The organism is Paenarthrobacter nitroguajacolicus (assembly GCF_031455195.1).
In the GTDB taxonomy this organism is placed as follows: Bacteria; Actinomycetota; Actinomycetes; order Actinomycetales; family Micrococcaceae; genus Arthrobacter; species Arthrobacter nitroguajacolicus_D.
Map to the genome: position 1 here is coordinate 63,755 of NZ_JAVDSH010000012.1, position 17,518 is coordinate 81,272.

13 protein-coding genes are annotated in these 17,518 nt (G+C 63.6%); 8 read left to right on the top strand and 5 right to left on the bottom strand.

Annotated features, from left to right (window positions below):
- Positions 1-167: 167 nt before the first annotated feature.
- From J2Y68_RS20240 to J2Y68_RS20255, 4 genes are all read left to right on the top strand, one after another.
- Positions 168-1,691 carry a leucyl aminopeptidase gene (locus J2Y68_RS20240; protein WP_309996299.1) on the top strand — a complete coding sequence of 508 codons (1,524 nt, stop codon included), beginning with the start codon at positions 168-170 and terminating at the stop codon, positions 1,689-1,691.
- 294 nt (positions 1,692-1,985) lie between these two features.
- Entirely contained in the window at positions 1,986-3,368 is a 1,383-nt protein-coding gene (lpdA, locus tag J2Y68_RS20245; protein WP_309996303.1) for a dihydrolipoyl dehydrogenase, read from the top strand.
- Positions 3,369-3,482: 114 nt separating this feature from the next.
- Positions 3,483-5,210, top strand: a complete 1,728-nt coding sequence (sucB, locus tag J2Y68_RS20250) for a 2-oxoglutarate dehydrogenase, E2 component, dihydrolipoamide succinyltransferase (RefSeq protein ID WP_309996306.1) — start codon at positions 3,483-3,485, stop codon at positions 5,208-5,210.
- Between the two features lie 131 nt (positions 5,211-5,341).
- Entirely contained in the window at positions 5,342-5,695 is a 354-nt protein-coding gene (locus J2Y68_RS20255; RefSeq protein ID WP_211714055.1) for a hypothetical protein, read from the top strand.
- Positions 5,696-5,821: 126 nt separating this feature from the next.
- On the opposite strand, the gene J2Y68_RS20260 is transcribed toward J2Y68_RS20255, so the two are convergent.
- Positions 5,822-6,205 carry a VOC family protein gene (locus J2Y68_RS20260; protein ID WP_309996310.1) on the bottom strand — a complete coding sequence of 128 codons (384 nt, stop codon included), beginning with the start codon at positions 6,203-6,205 and terminating at the stop codon, positions 5,822-5,824.
- Positions 6,206-6,338: 133 nt separating this feature from the next.
- Here J2Y68_RS20260 and J2Y68_RS20265 point away from each other — a divergent pair, with 133 nt between their 5' ends.
- The gene (locus J2Y68_RS20265) at positions 6,339-6,767 is read left to right on the top strand and encodes an OsmC family protein (RefSeq protein WP_024820504.1); all 429 of its coding nucleotides are present in this window, start codon (positions 6,339-6,341) and stop codon (positions 6,765-6,767) included.
- An 85-nt stretch (positions 6,768-6,852) separates the two neighbouring features.
- Here the strand turns inward: J2Y68_RS20265 and J2Y68_RS20270 are convergent, their stop codons facing one another.
- A complete protein-coding gene (locus J2Y68_RS20270; protein WP_309996315.1) occupies positions 6,853-10,365 on the bottom strand; it encodes a S41 family peptidase in 3,513 nt (1,170 codons plus the stop codon).
- Between the two features lie 85 nt (positions 10,366-10,450).
- On the opposite strand from J2Y68_RS20270, the gene J2Y68_RS20275 reads away from it, so the two are divergent.
- Positions 10,451-11,350, top strand: coding sequence for a TIGR01777 family oxidoreductase (locus tag J2Y68_RS20275; RefSeq protein WP_309996318.1), 900 nt, complete (start codon positions 10,451-10,453; stop codon positions 11,348-11,350).
- A 25-nt stretch (positions 11,351-11,375) separates the two neighbouring features.
- Here J2Y68_RS20275 and J2Y68_RS20280 read toward each other — a convergent pair whose 3' ends face one another.
- Positions 11,376-12,968 (bottom strand): serine/threonine-protein kinase, encoded by a 1,593-nt coding sequence (locus J2Y68_RS20280; RefSeq protein ID WP_309996321.1) that lies wholly within the window; start codon positions 12,966-12,968, stop codon positions 11,376-11,378.
- A gap of 84 nt (positions 12,969-13,052) precedes the next feature.
- Here J2Y68_RS20280 and lipB point away from each other — a divergent pair, with 84 nt between their 5' ends.
- A complete protein-coding gene (gene lipB / locus J2Y68_RS20285; protein ID WP_283091523.1) occupies positions 13,053-13,778 on the top strand; it encodes a lipoyl(octanoyl) transferase LipB in 726 nt (241 codons plus the stop codon).
- Positions 13,775-14,782, top strand: coding sequence for a lipoyl synthase (gene lipA, locus J2Y68_RS20290; RefSeq protein WP_309996322.1), 1,008 nt, complete (start codon positions 13,775-13,777; stop codon positions 14,780-14,782). Before lipB ends, lipA begins: the two co-directional genes overlap by 4 nt.
- Positions 14,783-14,828: 46 nt before the next feature.
- On the opposite strand, the gene J2Y68_RS20295 is transcribed toward lipA, so the two are convergent.
- Both J2Y68_RS20295 and J2Y68_RS20300 read right to left on the bottom strand, forming a co-directional pair.
- The gene (locus tag J2Y68_RS20295) at positions 14,829-15,686 is read right to left on the bottom strand and encodes an acyltransferase (protein ID WP_309996325.1); all 858 of its coding nucleotides are present in this window, start codon (positions 15,684-15,686) and stop codon (positions 14,829-14,831) included.
- On the bottom strand, positions 15,670-17,514 hold the full coding sequence (locus tag J2Y68_RS20300) for a hypothetical protein (protein WP_309996328.1): 1,845 nt from the start codon (positions 17,512-17,514) through the stop codon (positions 15,670-15,672). Before J2Y68_RS20300 ends, J2Y68_RS20295 begins: the two co-directional genes overlap by 17 nt.
- Positions 17,515-17,518 lie beyond the last annotated feature (4 nt).

The window sequence follows — 17,518 nt, forward strand, 5'->3', positions numbered from 1 at the left end:
TGTCCGCAGCGCCCGAGAGACTACGATCGAAACGGACCGGCGCCCGTGCGGCGCCGACCCTGAAGACCAAGGCCGCCGTCGCAAGATGACGTGGGGCGCTAACCGGGGCAGGCCGCCAAACATGCGGCCCCGCCATGCAATGCAGAGAGAAGTGAGGACAGATCCTCGTGGTCAAGACTACTGACATCATCCTGGGCATCATCGCCAAAGACCTGAAAAAGTCCCCCAGCGACGCCCTTGTGCTTGGCGTTGCGCAGGGAACGGACGGGCCCGTCCTGCTGTCGAACCCGTTGAGCGCAAAGGCGGCCGAATCGGTAGCCGGCTCCCTTAAGCTGCTGGGGATCACGGGCGCGGCGGATCAGGTTCACCGGCTCCCGGGGCTGCCGGAAACGGGTTCGGAGATCCTGGTCCTGGCAGGCGTGGGCAAACTGCCCGACGGCGGCAGCCTCACCGAAGAGGCTCTGCGCCGCGCAGCAGGATCTGCCGTCCGACAGCTCGCAGGCGTCTCATCGGTAACCCTCGCATTCCCAACGACGAGCGTCGACGACGTCGCAGCAGTCGCCGAAGGTGCGGCCCTGGGTGCCTACTCCTACACGGAGCACCGCTCCAGCAAGGACGGCCTGAAGGCTCCGGTCGCCAAGGCCCTGATTTTCTCGGATGTAGACGCCAAGGACGCACAGCCCGCATTGGACCGGGCAATCATCCTGGCACGCGCAGTCAATGCCACCCGGACGCTGGTCAACCAGCCGCCCAGTCACTTGTACCCCGAGTCGTTTGCCGAGTCCGCCAAGGAACTCGCCAAGGGCCTCCCGGTGAAGGTAACGGTCTGGGACGAGAAGCGACTCGAAAAGGAAGGTTTCGGGGGCATCATGGGCGTCGGCAAGGGTTCAACCCGCCAGCCCCGCCTGGTCAAGGTCGAATACGCCCCTGCCAAGGCCACCAAGAAGATCGCCCTCGTCGGCAAGGGCATCACGTTCGATACCGGCGGCATCTCGATCAAACCGGCGCTGGGGATGGGCGACATGAAGAGCGACATGGCCGGTGCCGCCGTCGTACTTAACGCGGTCCTGGCCATCGCTTCCCTTGGCCTTCCCATTAAGGCGACCGCGTGGCTGTGCATTGCCGAGAACATGCCGTCCGGTGCCGCGCAGCGGCCCGCCGACGTGCTGACGGTCTACGGCGGCAAGACGGTCGAAGTCCTCAACACTGACGCCGAGGGCCGTCTCGTTATGGCAGACGGCATCGTCGCGGCCAGCTTGGAGAAGCCGGACGCCATCATTGACGTTGCCACCCTCACGGGCGCCCAACTGATTGCTTTGGGCCTGCGTACAGCCGGGGTCATGGGCTCCGACTCCGTCACTGCTGCCCTGAAGTCAGCCGCGGACAGGGCCGGCGAGCTGGTGTGGCCCATGCCCCTGCCCGAAGAACTGCGGCCGAGCCTCGACTCGCAGGTTGCGGACCTGGCCAACATCGGTGAGCGCAACGGTGGCATGATGACCGCTGCGGTCTTCCTGCGCGAGTTCGTGGGCAAGAACGGCGACGGCCAGCAGATCCCGTGGGCCCACGTGGACATTGCCGGGCCGTCGTTCAACAACGGCAGCCCGTACGGCTACACCCCCAAGCAGGGCACCGGCTGCACCGTGCGGACCCTGGTTGCCTACGCCGAGGACCTCCTGGCGGTATCCGCCTAGCATCATTCCCTGCCCTCCGAGGGCGTGCGGGCCCCTGCGCATCCATGCAACGGGGCCCGCGCAACCCCGGAATTATGCGGTGTGTAGGGCTGTGTCACAAGTGAACGTGAGTCTCGACACAAGCGCACCACAAACGCCCGCGGAGGGTGGAGCATGGGTAGGTGGTTCGCTAAGGTGAACTCGGTAGTCACAAATGCAAGAGAACTTAGGTGCTGGCATAATCACGGCAGAACAAGTTCCAAAGACCAGATGGCACGCAGTCCCGTGTCATCACTCACGCGAGGGAGCGTTTTAGTGGCCGATCAGGCAACTGCGCAAGAATTCGACATCCTGGTACTCGGTGGCGGCAGCGGCGGCTACGCCACTGCCCTGCGGGCCGTACAGCTTGGGTTCACCGTTGGCCTTGTGGAAAAGGCAAAGCTCGGTGGGACCTGCCTGCACAACGGCTGTATTCCCACCAAGGCACTCCTGCACTCGGCCGAACTGGCCGACCACGCACGGGATTCCGCCAAGTACGGCGTTAACGTCACGCTGGACAGCATCGACATGCCGGCCGTGAACGCCTACAAGGACGGCATCATTGCAGGTAAGTACAAGGGCCTCCAAGGACTCATCAAGTCCAAGGGCATCACCGTCATCGAAGGTGAAGGCAAGCTCCAGGGCAACAACACCGTCGTCGTGAACGGCACTCCCTACACGGGCAAGAACATCGTCCTGGCCACGGGTTCCTACTCCCGTTCACTGCCTGGCCTCGAAATCGGCGGCAAGGTCATCACCTCCGACCAGGCCCTCACCATGGACTACATCCCCAAGAGCGCAATCGTCCTGGGCGGCGGTGTTATCGGCGTCGAATTCGCTTCCGTGTGGAAGTCCTTCGGCGTGGACGTCACCATTATCGAAGGCCTCCCCTCCTTGGTTCCCAACGAGGACGCCTCGATCGTGAAGAACCTCGAGCGCGCCTTCAAGAAGCGCGGAATCAAGTTCACCACCGGGATCTTCTTCCAGGGTGTGGAGCAGAACGACGACGGCGTCAAGGTCACCTTGGTTGATGGCCAGACGTTCGAAGCCGATCTCCTGCTCGTAGCAGTCGGCCGCGGACCCGTGACCGCAAACCTGGGCTACGAAGAAGCCGGCATCACCATCGACCGCGGCTTCGTCATCACCAACGAACGCCTCCACACCGGCGTTGGCAACATCTACGCCGTGGGCGACATCGTCCCGGGCGTCCAGCTCGCACACCGCGGCTACCAGCAGGGCATCTTCGTCGCCGAGGAAATCGCCGGCCTCAACCCGGCCATCGTCGAGGACATCAACATCCCCAAGGTCACCTACTGCGAGCCCGAAATCGCGACGGTCGGCTACACCGAAAAGGCCGCCAAGGCGAAGTTCGGCGACGACCAGGTGCAGACCCAGGAATACAACCTTGCCGGCAACGGCAAGAGCTCCATCCTTGGTACCGGTGGCATCGTCAAGCTCGTCCGCCAGAAGGACGGCCCGGTAGTTGGCATCCACATGATCGGTTCCCGCATCGGCGAGCAGATCGGTGAGGCCCAGCTGATCGTGAACTGGGAAGCCTACCCGGAGGATGTGGCCCAGTTGGTCCACGCCCACCCCACCCAGAACGAAGCACTGGGCGAAGCCCACCTCGCCCTCGCGGGCAAGCCGCTCCACGGCTAAGTCTTTACCCAAAGACAAACGGGTCGGGTGCATGCGGCGGAATCAGCCGGATGCACCCGACCCGGACCAGCAGAATTCATCCGCACAAAGATCAATAAGGAGAACGGGGACGACATGTCTGAATCCGTTAACTTGCCCGCCCTCGGTGAGAGTGTCACCGAAGGAACCGTCACCCGCTGGCTCAAGCAGGTTGGTGACCGGGTGGAGATCGACGAGCCGTTGCTCGAGGTTTCAACCGACAAAGTAGACACCGAAATCCCTTCTCCGATCTCAGGCGTCATCGAAGAAATCCTCGTCGCTGAAGACGAGACGGCCGAAGTTGGCGCCCCCTTGGTCCGCATCGGCGACGGCTCAGGCTCTGCAGCCGAAGCTGCACCGGCCCAGGATGCCCCCGCAGCATCCGCACCCGCAGAAGAGGCCCCCGCAGCGCCCGCGGAAGAGGCTCCCGCAGCACCGGCTGCCGAAGCTCCCGCAGCCTCCGGCGGCGAAGGCCACGAAGTAACGCTTCCGGCCCTCGGCGAGAGCGTCACCGAAGGAACCGTGACGCGCTGGCTCAAGGCCGTAGGCGACACCGTTGAGGTGGACGAACCGCTCCTGGAGGTTTCCACCGACAAGGTAGACACCGAGATCCCCTCCCCTGTTGCCGGAACCCTGCAGGAAATCCGCGTCAGCGAGGACGAGACCGCTGAGGTTGGCTCCGTCCTGGCCGTCATTGGCTCCGGTGCCGCGCCTGCGGCAGCTCCGGCCGCCGCGCCTGCGCCCGCCGCCGAGAAGCCTGCCGAAGCACCCGCCGCTGCGCCTGCACCGGCACCCGCTGCTCCCGGCGCCGCACCGGCACCTGCTGCAGCCCCGGCCGCCGCTCCGGCTGCTCCGGCTGCTGCTCCCGCCGCAGACGCATCTGCTTCGGAGTCCGGCTACGTCACTCCCCTGGTCCGCAAGCTGGCCAACCAGCACGGCGTAGACATCTCCTCTGTCGCGGGCACTGGCGTAGGTGGCCGCATCCGCAAGCAGGACGTCCTTGCCGCCGCTGAAGCCAAGCAGGCTGCAGCAGCACCGGCAGCCCCGGCCCCCGCAGCAGCCCCCGCTGCAAAGACGGCCGCGCCGGTAGTGGCTTCGTCCCTGCGTGGCACCACGGAGAAGGCCCCGCGTATCCGCCAGGTCATCGCCCGCCGCATGCGCGAGTCCCTTGAGGTCTCCACCCAGCTGACCCAGGTGCACGAGGTCGACATGACCAAGATCGCCAAGCTCCGCCTCAAGGCCAAGAACTCGTTCCAGGCCCAGAACGGCGTCAAGCTGACCTTCCTGCCGTTCATCGCCAAGGCTGTTGCCGAAGCCTTGAAGCAGCACCCCAAGCTGAACGCTGCCTACGACGAGTCCAAGCAGGAAATCACCTACCACAACGCCGAACACCTGGCGATCGCCGTCGACACTGACAAGGGCCTTCTGGTCCCCGTCATTTCCGACGCCGGCAACCTGAACCTTGCTGGCTTGGCCGGCAAGATCGCCGATGTCGCAGGCCGTACCCGTGACGGCAAGATCGGTCCGGACGAACTGTCCGGCGGTACGTTCAGCATCACCAACATCGGTTCCGTTGGCGCCCTGTTCGACACCCCGATCATCAACCAGCCCCAGGTTGGCATCCTCGGCACCGGCGCAATCGTCAAGCGCGCCGTCGTGGTTGCCGATGAGAACGGCGATGACTCGATTGCCATCCGCTCCATGATGTACCTGTCGCTGACGTACGACCACCGCCTGGTGGACGGCGCGGACGCCGGCCGCTTCCTGCAGACCCTCAAGGCCCGCCTTGAGGAAGGTGCTTTCGAAGCGGACCTGGGCCTCTAGGATCACGCACCCGCAAGCACTGCGGAACTGAAAGGGCAGGTTGCCGGATATCCGGCAACCTGCCCTTTTGCTTCAATCACACGCGCGTGGCTTTGCTACGGGACGTAGAACCATCTGGATAAGCTGGAGCCATGAGTATTCTGTTCAGCATTCTGGTGTTCTTCCACATTGTCGGCGCAGCCATGATCGTGGGCTACTGGATCGCCACCCTTCGGGAGCCCACCGTCCACCCCCGCCAGCGCGACGGAGCATTCCTCCAGCTCCTGACTGGCATCGCCATGATGGGCATCCTGCCCTTGCTTCCCGACGCCGATCCCAACTACTTCAAGCTTGGCGTCAAGTTCGCCATCGCCGTGGCTGTAGCGGTCCTCGCGGTCATCGGCTCCCGCAAGGTCAAGAACGGCGAACCGGTCTCCACCGGACTGGCTCACAGCGTGGGTGGCCTCGCGCTGGTGAACATCGCCATTGCCACCCTCTGGAACTGAGCCGGGATCGAATCCCGGTAGCTTTCCTGCAGAGAGCATTGCCGTCCCGCCCTGCGAGCACGCAGGGCGGGACGGCTTTTGCGTTAACGGCGATCACCCGGCGGCGCGGGCTGAAGGCAGCGCCGACTACTCCTGGGCGATGCAGAACTCGTTGCCTTCGGGGTCCCGCATCACGTCCCAATGGAAGTCCGCAATGTCGTAGCCCTCGACAAAAGTAGCCCCCAGTGACTCGGCCTTGATGCGCAACGCTGCGGCATCTGCGTCGTGCAGGTCCAGATGGAGGCGACGCCTGCCGTCAGTGGGCGCCTCGACCTGTTGGAAAGCCAACTGCGGGAGGCCGGGCTCCGCCGGCCGCAACCAGATGAACCCTTCATGCTCGGCAGCGATGGGCATCTCCAACAGTTCAGACCAAAAAGCCGAAAGGCGGGCAGCATCGACCGCGTTGACCATGATCGAAGCAATTCTCGGGGTGCGGCGTTGGCCGCCGGATGCGTGTTCCTGAGTCTCCATATTGCCAGTTTAGGGGTCACAATCCACTGTCAGCAGAATGGCCGTGCAGTCCTGCCGCCAAATCCCTAGGATTGATCCCGGTGGCAACTGGCTAATGCTGGTTGCCGACTCACAACGACCCCAAGGAGTGGACATGGCAGCAACACGTACCGCACACACGGTTTGGAACGGCAACCTCATCGAAGGCGCCGGCAACACCACGCTGGACAGCTCAGGCCTGGGCACCTTCGACGTCACGTGGAAGGCACGTACGGAGCAGTCCGGCGGCAAGACCAGCCCCGAGGAACTGATCGCTGCAGCCCACTCCGCTTGCTTCTCCATGGCGTTCAGCCACGCCTTGGCCGGAGAAGGGTTCACCGCGGAAGAGGTCAACACCAAAGCGGACGTAACCTTCGTCCCCGGCACCGGCATCACCGGTAGCCACCTGACCATGACGGCAAAGGTTCCCGGCCTCTCGGAGGAGGACTTCCGCCGTATCTCCGAAGACGCGAAGACCGGCTGCCCCGTGTCCGGCGCCCTGGCCAGCATCGAGATCACCCTGGATGCCACCCTCGCCGCCTAGGCTCCGCTAGACACCAAGACAACGGAAGAGCCCCGTCGCTTCCCTGAGGGAAGTGACGGGGCTCTTCCGTGCTCGGATTTGCTCCCTAGCCCGCTTGCGGACGCGACGGCAAGGGTGCCGGCCGCACCTTCCGGTAGCCTTCACGCCGCGGAGGCCGATCGGTAGGCAATTCCTGAATCATTTCCTTGAGCGCCCCGATGCCGTATTCCAGCTGCGGATCCGTACCGGCCGCGTAGGCGTGCGGCGGGAAGAGGACCTCAATGTCGGGCTCGACGCCGCGGTTCTCCACGTCCCACCCGATTCCCCCGTTGAACCACGTGGCGTACCGCGGCTGAGTGACGCCTGTTCCGTCTGCCAGTGCGAACCGGTTGTCGATGCCCACTACGCCACCCCAGGTCCGGGTGCCGATAACTGGGCCAATGCCGCGCAGCTTCGAGACCTGCGTGATGATGTCGCCATCGGACCCGGCAAATTCGTCTGCCAGGATGATGACCGGTCCCCGCGGGGCGTGGTCCGGGTAGGTCCGGGGCTTTTCACCTCGTGGCATGCTCCATCCCGTCACCTTGCGGCCAATGAGTTCGGCCACCAGCTGAGAGGTGTGGCCGCCACGGTTGCGCCTCACGTCCACGATCAGGCCGTCCAGCGCGGTCTCGGTATCAAGGTCCCGGTGGAGCTGCGCCCAACCATTGGCCATCATGTCCGGAACGTGAAGGTAGCCGAACTTACCGTCGGACGCCTCCCGGACGGTCCGCCGGTTGGCGCGGACCCAATCCTGGTAGCGCAGCCTTTCCTCGTCGCGCACTGGAACCACCGCCACCCGACGCTGCTGTCCGGCGGCTTCGCCATGGCCGTCACCGTTCAAAAGAGTCAGTTCCACAGTCCGGCCCGCGGCGCCCACCAACTGCATGGCAGGTGTCAGGGCAGGGGAAAGTTCGACGCCGTCGATCGCCAACAGCACGTCGCCCACCTTCGCGTCCGCACCGGGTCGCGTCAAGGGCGAAGTGGCCAGCGGGTCCGAGGACTCCCCTGCCAGGATCCTGGTGATCTCCCAGCCCTTCTTGCCGAACTGCAATTCGGCGCCCAGCCGGCCCTGCCCATTCCGTCCGGCCTCCGTGACAGCTGCCGGCTTCACATAGGCGTGGGACGTGCCCAGCTCACCATGGATCTCCCACAACAGGTCAACCAGGTCATCGTGGGTACCGAGCCGGTTCACGATCGGGCGATAGCGCTTGTACACGGAGTCCCAGTCCTGCCCGGCCATGTCCGCGGTCCAGAAGAAGTCGCGCTGCAATCGCCAAGCCTCGTCGAATGCCTGCCCCCACGCAGCGACGGGGTCAAGGATGACTCGGATCCTGTTGAGCTCCACCTTCACCAGATCGGCGGAGTCGTCATCCACTTTGCTGTCGGCCGGGACGGAAGTGACCTGCTTGTCCAGGACATAGACAATCCTGCTGAGGTCGCCCGATAGGCGGTAGCTGTCCACTGCTGTGACAAGAGTGGTCTGCTTGCGCTTGCCGAGGTCGTAACGCACCAAGGACGGCGCCGACTTCTTGTCCTGCGGTGTTCCCTTGCCTTCACCGGTGACACCCGTGAGTTCCGTGTCCAGCCACAGGAGTGCCCCGTCACCGACAGCAAGGTCGGAATAGTTGCCTTGGGGAACCGGGACGGTGATAACACGGTGCGCCAGCCCGTCGGCGTCGACGCGAACCGCGGCGACATCGCCGTCGTCGGATTTCTCTTGGGTGCTGGGCGCATCCTCAAGGGTGTCAATCGAGGGGCCGAACGGCGACGGCGTGTCCGCCGCCAGCGCTACCAAATACGGCTTGATGGGGCTGGGGAAAGACAGATCGAAGGAGTGGCCGTCGTAGACGGGGTCAAAGCTCCTGTTGGACAGGAAAGCGAGGAACTTTCCGTCAGGAGTGAACCGCGGCGAAGTGTCGCAGAAACGGCCGTCGGTGACGTCCACGATACCGGACTCCGCCCCGCCGGGGCGGGTGATCCGGAGCTTGCTCCGCGAACCGAACGAAGTCACCGGTTCGGACCATGCAAGCCACTGCGAATCGGCAGACCACGACAACTCCTCGATGCTCCCCTCTCCGACGCTAACGAGTCGCGTCAGGGTCCCAGAGGAGGTGTCGGCAACGAAGACGTCGCCAAAAGAAGTGCCCACCGCAAGCCAGCGACCATCCGGACTGGCCTCCAGCGCACTTGTCCGGGTAAGCGCCGGGAACTCGATCCGGAGGGCGGTGTCTTCGGTAGCGGGGGCGGCCGCTGCCTCTGTACCGCCCACCGTGTCAGCGGACTGGCCCGCATTGGCGGCATCGCCGGCGGTGGTCGTCGCCCCTGCCTTAGCCGTTTCGTCGGCGCCTGTTTCGACGGCCTCAGAAGCCTTGCCCTGCCCCAGGACGTTCGATGCGGAAACCGGCTTCGGCAACGGATCGGCGTCGTTTGTGGGCTTTGCCGGCTCAACGGCCGCCTTGGGCATCTCGGCTGCTGCCGAAAGGCGTGTGGCTATGCGCTTGACGTACAGCGCCTCCACTCCACCATGGTCCGCGACGTAGGCAATCCGTCCGTCTGTCAGCGGGCGGGGCAAACGTGCACGGACGCCCGGAGTAGCCTCCACCACGCGTGAGGGACCGTCCTTGTGCCGAAGCCAATGAACGGTGCCGTGCGATTCAACGGCGCTGGCAGTCCCGGTCAGGTTCGGAACGACGTCGCCAAGATGGGCGGATACCTTCAGGGGTGCCGCACGGCGTGCCGGGGACGCCGAACCCAAGGTGATATCCAGCTTTGTGGCCTCGACATCGGCCTCGAGCGAAGGAAGAATCCACAGTTCGCCGGCGGACTCAAAGACGACCCTCTGACCATCGGTGCTCGCATGGCGGACGTAAAAATCCTCGTGATCGGTATGGCGGCGCAGTCCGGAACCGTCGGGCAAAACGGAGTACAGGTTTCCGTGCCCCTCATGGTCGGAGAGGAAGGCAATGCGCCCCTGGAGCCATAGTGGGTCGGTCAGGTTGCCTTCGATCTCCGGGAGAAGCCTTTCGAATTCTCCGATCCCGTCGGCATCGATCCACAGCTTGCCCGCCGTACCGCCGCGATACCGCTTCCACCAAGCCGGCTCGCGGGAAAGGACGCTGGCGAGCACCACTGGCTTCTCGTCGCCCACCTCCGGCCCATAAGCGACACCTTCAACCGGACCGAAGGGAAGTTCGACGGCGGAGCCACCGTCCAGCGGGAGGCTGTAGGCGTACGTGTGGCGGCTTTCGGACTGCTGGAACGCACTTGTGACTATGACGTCCCCCGCGGGAGTGAAGCCCTTGACCTTAGTAGTGCTGTGCCCGAAGTAGCTGAGCTGCCTGTACCCGCCGCCGTCGACCTCCGCCGTCACCACTTCCGGTGACGTTCCGACGACGACCGTCCACACCAGCCGTTGGCCGTCGGGGGTGAACCTTGGGTTCCGGGCAGGCAACTGTTGGGAGGAAACCCGCCAGGCGCGTCCGCCAGAAAGGGGCGCGACCCAGATGTCGTCTTCGGCCACGAAGGTGACCAGATCGCCGTGCACATGCGGGAAACGGAGGTAGCTGGAGGAGGTCATTGTTCGATCATAGTCAAGAGGCACCCGCCGTCCCGGGCATCGACAGGCGTTTCCCCCGCACGCCTTCCCCATGGTGAGATGGGTCATGCGAATCGTGATGTCCGGAGCCTCGGGAATGATCGGAACGGCGTTGTCGGAACAACTGGCCAGCCAGGGCCACAACGTTATCCGGCTGGTCCGCCGACCTGCCAGGAATGCAGCGGAGTGGACGTGGGACCCCGCCGCGGGAGAGTTGGACGAAGCGGTCTTCGAGGGCGTCGACGCCGTGGTCAACCTCTCGGGAGCAGGCATCGGTGACCGTCCGTGGACGAAACAGCGAATCGAAGTGCTCCGGGATTCCCGGCTCCAACCCACCCGCACCCTGACTGACGCGATGCGGCGACTCAGCCAACCGCCGTCGACTTTCATCAGCCAATCAGCGTCCGGCTACTACGGCGCAACGACTGATGGCCCACTCCGGGAGGACTCGGGCCCCGGCGGCGGCGTCCTAGGCCCCCTATGCGTGGAGTGGGAGCGGGCTGCCAGGACCGCGCCCCCGGGCGTGCGGGTCGTCACTCCGAGGACCGGCGTCGTTCTCAGCCCGTCCGGTGGCGCACTCGGGCCGCTGCTCCCCCTCCTGAAGCTCGGGCTCGGAGGACCTTTTGGGAATGGGCGGCAATATTGGCCCTGGATCACGCTGGCCGATGAAGCTGCCGCCTTGGCGTACCTCCTGACGGCCGACATCGACGGACCGGTGAATGTCTGCGCTCCGGAAAGCGCTGACGTGAACACCATTGTGTCCCACCTGGCGAAAGCCTTCCACAGGCCGGCTTTCTGCCGGGTACCCCGGCCAGCACTTCGGCTGGTACTGGGAAAGCTGGCAGACGAACTGGTGTTGGCAAACCAAAAGATGGACGCCAGCCGCCTGGCAAACGCGGGTTTCCACTGGCAGCACCCCTCACTTGCTGAAGCGATGGAATGGCTGACATCGCCAAAGGACCGCTAGCGCTTCACGGTGGCCGCTTCGGCTCTTAGCCTGTGGCGCCGGCCAGAACCTCCACGATCTGCCATCGTCCGTCCCGACGCACCAGGTGCAGCCGGAGATCCTGTGGCGTCCCGGCCTCCTCCGAACGGACCACCGAGCCTGAGGACAGGCGTTCCTCGTAGGCGGAAGTAGCGACTACGATTCCCACCATCGCGTGGTCGGGCTGTGGCGGTTCCCGGATGGTCACGGCCGTCACGGTTGTCGCGAGTCCGGCGAATACCGTGCCGGCGGTTCGAAGGTGCTCCCCCATTTGGCGGTCAGCGGCTTCGGCAGGCGAACCCGGTGCGTTGATCACAGCCAATAGCTCAACGTGGCCTTGGCGCAACGCCAAGTCCCGTACAGCTGCCAACGCCGGCACGGCAACGGCCAGGTCATCGGAGTGAAGCTCCCGATTAAGGCTCTCCGGGAGCAAAGTGGACTCGGGCCCGTCCGTAGGCAGGCCGGGACCGGACACATTCACCGCTCCGGAAAGCGGCACCGATGGTTGGCCCTGCCCCCAAAGGCCCCACGCGGTGGTGGCTACCAGCATTCCGGCGCCCAGCACCACCGCTCCCTTGATGCCCGCCGACACTTTGCGTGTCTTGTGCCTTCCCAGCGTCTGGGGGGCCTTGGGGAGCACAGCCTTCCCCAGGGTCAGGACCGGGCGCCGATTCCCGAACCACCGGGCACTTCGGCGTGGTGTTCGGTCCAGTGACTGACGCCGCGTCAGCAAGTCGGGAATGACCGAGGAGTGCACCGCCCCTACAAGATCCACTGCTTCCGGGGCCGCGCTGCGGAAAACGGCGGTCGAAAATTCCCTTGCTGATGGACGCATCCGGGGGTCCGGGTCCAAAGCGGCCTCCAACGCGCCAGCGAGGGAACGGGGTACTTCACTGGCGACAAATGACAAGGGCGGACGGTCCGTTGCCGTTTCGGGAACCGAACCCGTCAGGCAGAACCATCCGACAGCCGCGAGGGAATAGAGGTCGCGTTCCGGCCGCAATGCCCCATCTTCCTGGCCCACGGCAACGAGGCCCACAGGGTCGGTGAACCCAGGTGTTCCCACGTCCAGGTGATGCTTGGCGTCGCCTACCCTGGCAGCGATCCCGAAATCCGCCAGCAGGGGCATTCCTTCGGCCGTGAACAGGATGTTCCCAGGCGACACGTCCCCGTGCACCACGCCCTGGGAATGGAGGTAGTCCAAGGCTTGGGCAAGGGGACCCAGAATGGTTATGGCCTCCCCCACCCGGAGCCGTCCGCGCCCGGATACCAGGTTCGCCAACGAACCCCCTGCGGCGTAGTCCATCACAATGCCAAGGGCTCCCGGGACTTCCGCGTCGAGCTTGAGGACCTCGTGGATGCCAACCAGGTGTTTGTGCTTCACCCCAAGCAAGGCGCCGGCCTCATGCGAAATGTCACCGTGTTGATCCCCGGGACCACGATCGTGAGCCGCCGCCTTGACGCATTTAACCGCAAACCGCTCCCCGTCTGAGTCCCTCCTCGCCAGCCATACCGTGGAGCTCGCGCCCTTGCCCAGTTGACGGCTTGCCCGATACCCCGGCAGGTGGGGAGGCGTATCAGCAGAATCCAGAGTTTCCATAGATAAGGTCTACCGGACGGCGAGGATCGGTGCAGAAGTTATCCACAGCCTGTCCCCCGTCGTGGTCAAGCAGCCGTGATACGACTGAGAGGTTCACCACAAAACCATGGCCAGTCTGCTGCGGGGTCTAAGCTTGAACGCATGACTCTTGAGTTTTCACAACTGGGTCTTGCCCCTGATTTCGTTGACTACATGCAGGGCTGGGACCTGCAGCGCGAGATCCACAACAAAGTTGTTGCGGGCGAGCAGAACAGCACCGTACTGCTTCTGGAGCATGCCGCCGTCTACACGGCAGGCAAGCTCACGGAGGATCACGAGCGTCCCTTTGATGGCACTCCCGTCGTTCCCGTGGACCGAGGTGGCAAATTGACCTGGCACGGGCCCGGACAGTTGATCGCTTATCCCATCCTCAAGCTCAAGAACCGGGCTGGAATCCGCGACTACGTTGAGCGGCTTGAGGCCACCATGATCGCTGTGATGAAGGACTACGGCATCAACGCCGTCACCGTTAAGGGCCGGGCCGGCGTCTGGATCCTTGCCGACGAAAAGGGTCCGGACCGCAAGATTGCGGCCATCGGCATCCGTGTACTCGACGGCGTCACCATGCACGGCGTGGCCATCAACTGCAGCAATGACCTGGCACCGTACGCGCAGATCATCGCCTGCGGCATCACCGACGCCAGCGTCACCACCATGTCGCTGGAGACCGGCCAGACCATCAATCCAGCCGACATCGTCGACCGCTTCGTGGAAGAATTCCGCAAGCACGAAGAAGCACTCGTTTCCACCCCCGAAGGAGCACTCCAGTGACCTTGGCACCTGAAGGCCGTAAGTTGCTGCGCGTTGAGCAGCGTAACGCGGCGGTACCGGTTGAACGTAAGCCTGAGTGGATCAAGGCCAAGGTCCAGATGGGTCCTGAGTTCGTCCAGCTCAAGAACCTGGTGAAGAAGGAAGGCCTGCACACGGTGTGTGAAGAGGCTGGCTGCCCGAACATTTTCGAGTGCTGGGAAGACAAGGAAGCGACGTTCCTGATCGGCGGGTCCGAGTGCACCCGGCGCTGTGATTTCTGCCAGATCGATACCGGCAAACCCTCCCCGGTGGACATGTTCGAACCCACCAAGGTGGCCCGCTCGGTGCAGGCGATGCAGCTGCGGTACGCCACGGTGACCGGTGTGGCCCGTGATGACCTGGCCGATGAGGGTGTGTGGTTGTACGCCGAAACGGTGCGGAAGATCCACGAACTGAACCCGGGCACTGGGGTGGAGTTGCTGATCCCTGATTTCTCCGGCAAGCCCGAGCACATCGCGGCGATCTGCGATTCCAAGCCCGAGGTGTTCGCGCATAACGTCGAGACCGTGCCGAGGATTTTCAAGCGGATCCGGCCGGCGTTCCGGTACGAGCGGTCCCTGGATGTCATCACCCAGGGCCGGGATTTGGGCATGGTGACCAAGTCCAACCTGATCCTGGGCATGGGCGAGACCCGTGAAGAGATCTCCGAGGCGTTGCGTGACCTGCACGCCGCCGGGTGTGACCTGATCACGATCACCCAGTACCTGCGCCCCTCCGAACGGCACTTGCCGGTGGACCGGTGGGTCAAGCCGCAGGAGTTCGTGGACCTCCAGCACGAGGCCGAGGAGATCGGCTTCCTCGGCGTCATGTCCGGGCCGCTGGTCCGTTCGTCCTACCGGGCCGGGCGTCTCTGGGCCACCGCGATGCGGAAGAAGGGCTGGGAAATCCCGGCCGCACTGGCCCACATCGAGTCCTCCGGCACCACCCGCCAGGAAGCCTCCACCATCCTCGCAGCCCACAGCTAACCCCCCTGCCGCGCCGCCCGCATGGTGCGGTGCGGCAGCAACCGGGCTACACGATATAGAAGCGGTTCTTGCCTTCCAACTGATCCAGTTGGAAACACCAGGCGGCCCTCCCAATCCCGGACGTAGCTGCCCCCAGTTCATCCTCCAGCAGCTTCATGTCCGTCACATTCCCATCGGCTGAGTAGATGAACTCGTCCCCGTCGTGGACGAGGCTCTGCGCCGTCCGGGCTTCGGTGAAGCCGTGAACGGACGGTCGGGTCGAGAAAATCCCACGGCTGACAATCCTCCCGGGGACGCCGGCAGCGGTTGAGTTGGAGGGGACGTTCTTGGTGATCAATGCCCGGGCGGCGAGGATACTCCCCGAGCCGACACGCGAGCCTTTCAGCAACAAGGTGTCTTCGCCCAACCACACGTGGTCCCCGACCCAAATGGATTGACTGGGATTGACGCGTTGACGGTCCTGCACTGAGTAAATCAGGTGGGGATCAGCCGTCCGGAAGGCCACCCGGGAGGAGAACATTGCGTCACTGCCCACAATCACATGTTTGCGTTCGGTGGGTAGGACGCGCGCTTCTGAGGTGAACGTTGCACCCGGGCCCAGGTAGAACACAGACTCTTCGAAGACAGTGGCAATCAGCCTGAGGAATCCATGGGACTTTCGCAGGTGGATGACCGCATCATTGCCCATGAATCGCAGCCGGCAATTGCGTAGCCGTGAACCGTCCTCGACGAAGAGGACATTTCCCGTACCCGCGAATTCAATGCTTGAACCGATGAACTCCGACCCAGGCGTGTCCTGGAGGTGCACCACGTTGTTCCGGATCGCGGAGACGTCCCCGTACTCCCGGATAGTCTGTGTCTTGGGTGCCGGGCCCGCACCATTCTGCTTACTGTTGGGCTGCACCAGCCAGCACCGCCTTGGATTCATGCAGGTCAACCGTAATGTCGTCCCAGTCCATCGTGGCCAGTGCCTCCAGGTCCGCCTTGAGGGTTTTTCCGTGGATCACGACACGCAGCCGCCTCATGCCAGTGGCGATCAGGACCCGTAAGGCGAACAGATCCGCCAGGGAGCAACCATCAATAGGTTGAACCTCCACCGTGGAGGCTGCTTGTTCGCGCTGGTCGCCACCTAACGGTCCGGATTTCCCGCTTCCGAGCTCAGGGACGAAGTGCATTTCCAGCGTGTCGGCACCATCCACCTGTCGATGCCACCGGTATCTGTAGCGGCCGAAGGATTCGCCGTTCAGCACCACGTATTCCTGGACAGTCGAGGCGTCCAGGGACAGCGCGCAGGTGGTGAGTTGCTGTTTGGGTACCCGGGTCCCCGGGTTGACACGGGAGGGCAAGGATCCGGTCCAGATTGTGCCGTTGGGCTGTATCGCAAGGACATGTTCCAGTTCCACGATGGGATCGTATGCCGGGAACAGGCTCTGCTCCGCTGTCGTGTACTTGACGAAGTCGTAGGAATGCTCGGTCATCAACTGCAGGAAACGTGTGCGCCCCGCCTGCCCTTGGATGAACCAGTTCGCTCCGGAAACCTTGGACGCCACCGGATCCACACGGACCTGCACTTGAACGTTCCCTGTGTGGCGGAAGGTCCGAAGCTCTTCGCAGGTGAATTGCTCGTCTGCCCCACCACGCAGGAATCGTCGGATAAGCCCCAGCATTGCCGGCAATGCAGCCCGGGCCACATCCGAATGGTGCCCGTCGATGCGGTACTTCACCAGATGCGGTATATCGCTCGCCAGTTCGATCAGGGAATGGTTGCTGGATTCGTCCGAATTTGTGTAGAAGTAATGGATCCTGCGCCCCTCGTTGAAGTACTGACGGAGCCGGACTTCCGGCTGTTCCAGTTCGCGCAACGCATTGTGACGGAAGAGGTTGTCCTTGAAGGCGGGTTTGGTGAAGTAGTAGGGCAGGTTCATCTGCGGAACTGCGAGGAGTAAGGCTGCCTCCGGATACTCCCTCGCGTACTGTATGGCGATGGCGCCGCCCTTGGAAGCCCCGAAAAACAGCATCTGGGTCCGGTCAATGGAGAAGCGACTCCTCAAACCTTCAATGGCGTCCCGGACGCGTTCGTAGAGCGCCCTGCCCGCGTTGTCGACCATCATGTAGGATCCTGCCGCCAAGTACCGGTCCTGGAAACAGACCATCAGGGTGTCGTTCAGATCCTCGTCGTTCAGGTCCTTAAGGTAACTCACTGCATAGGAGATACGGGTGGTGGAAGGGCCGAATCCGGGGAAGGTAATGAGCATCTTCGTCGGGGTGGTGGAGTTGCCCCGAAGGGAGTAAAAAACGTCTCCATGCTGTTCCACGCCGTACTGCTCGTCGTACCTCAGTTGCTGAGGTGTCGTGAAAGCCCCACGCCCTATTTTCAGTTCGAAAGGCACGTCGATGTCCAACGTGAAATGCGATACATCATTCGAGGTCACCATGATGTTCCGGTATTCGAGGGGAAAGCCGCGAGCCGGCGGCTCGATCATGTTTCCGTATACCAGGGCACCGTCCTGGAACAGCCGAAATGGCTTTCCATTCCAGCTTTTCCAGTCCCCCAGGGTCAGTTTGGCAAAGTACATGCCTTGCGGAAGGTTTTCTGAGGCGATCCTGCGGATCCGGCCTTCGAGGCCCTTTGCCTTGATCATTCGCCGAACCGGCGAATCTGGCTTCGACGCCAGGAGCGCTCTGGCAAACTCCAAGCCAGCAGGCGAATACGCCGCAGCTTTCCCGGCCATGCTG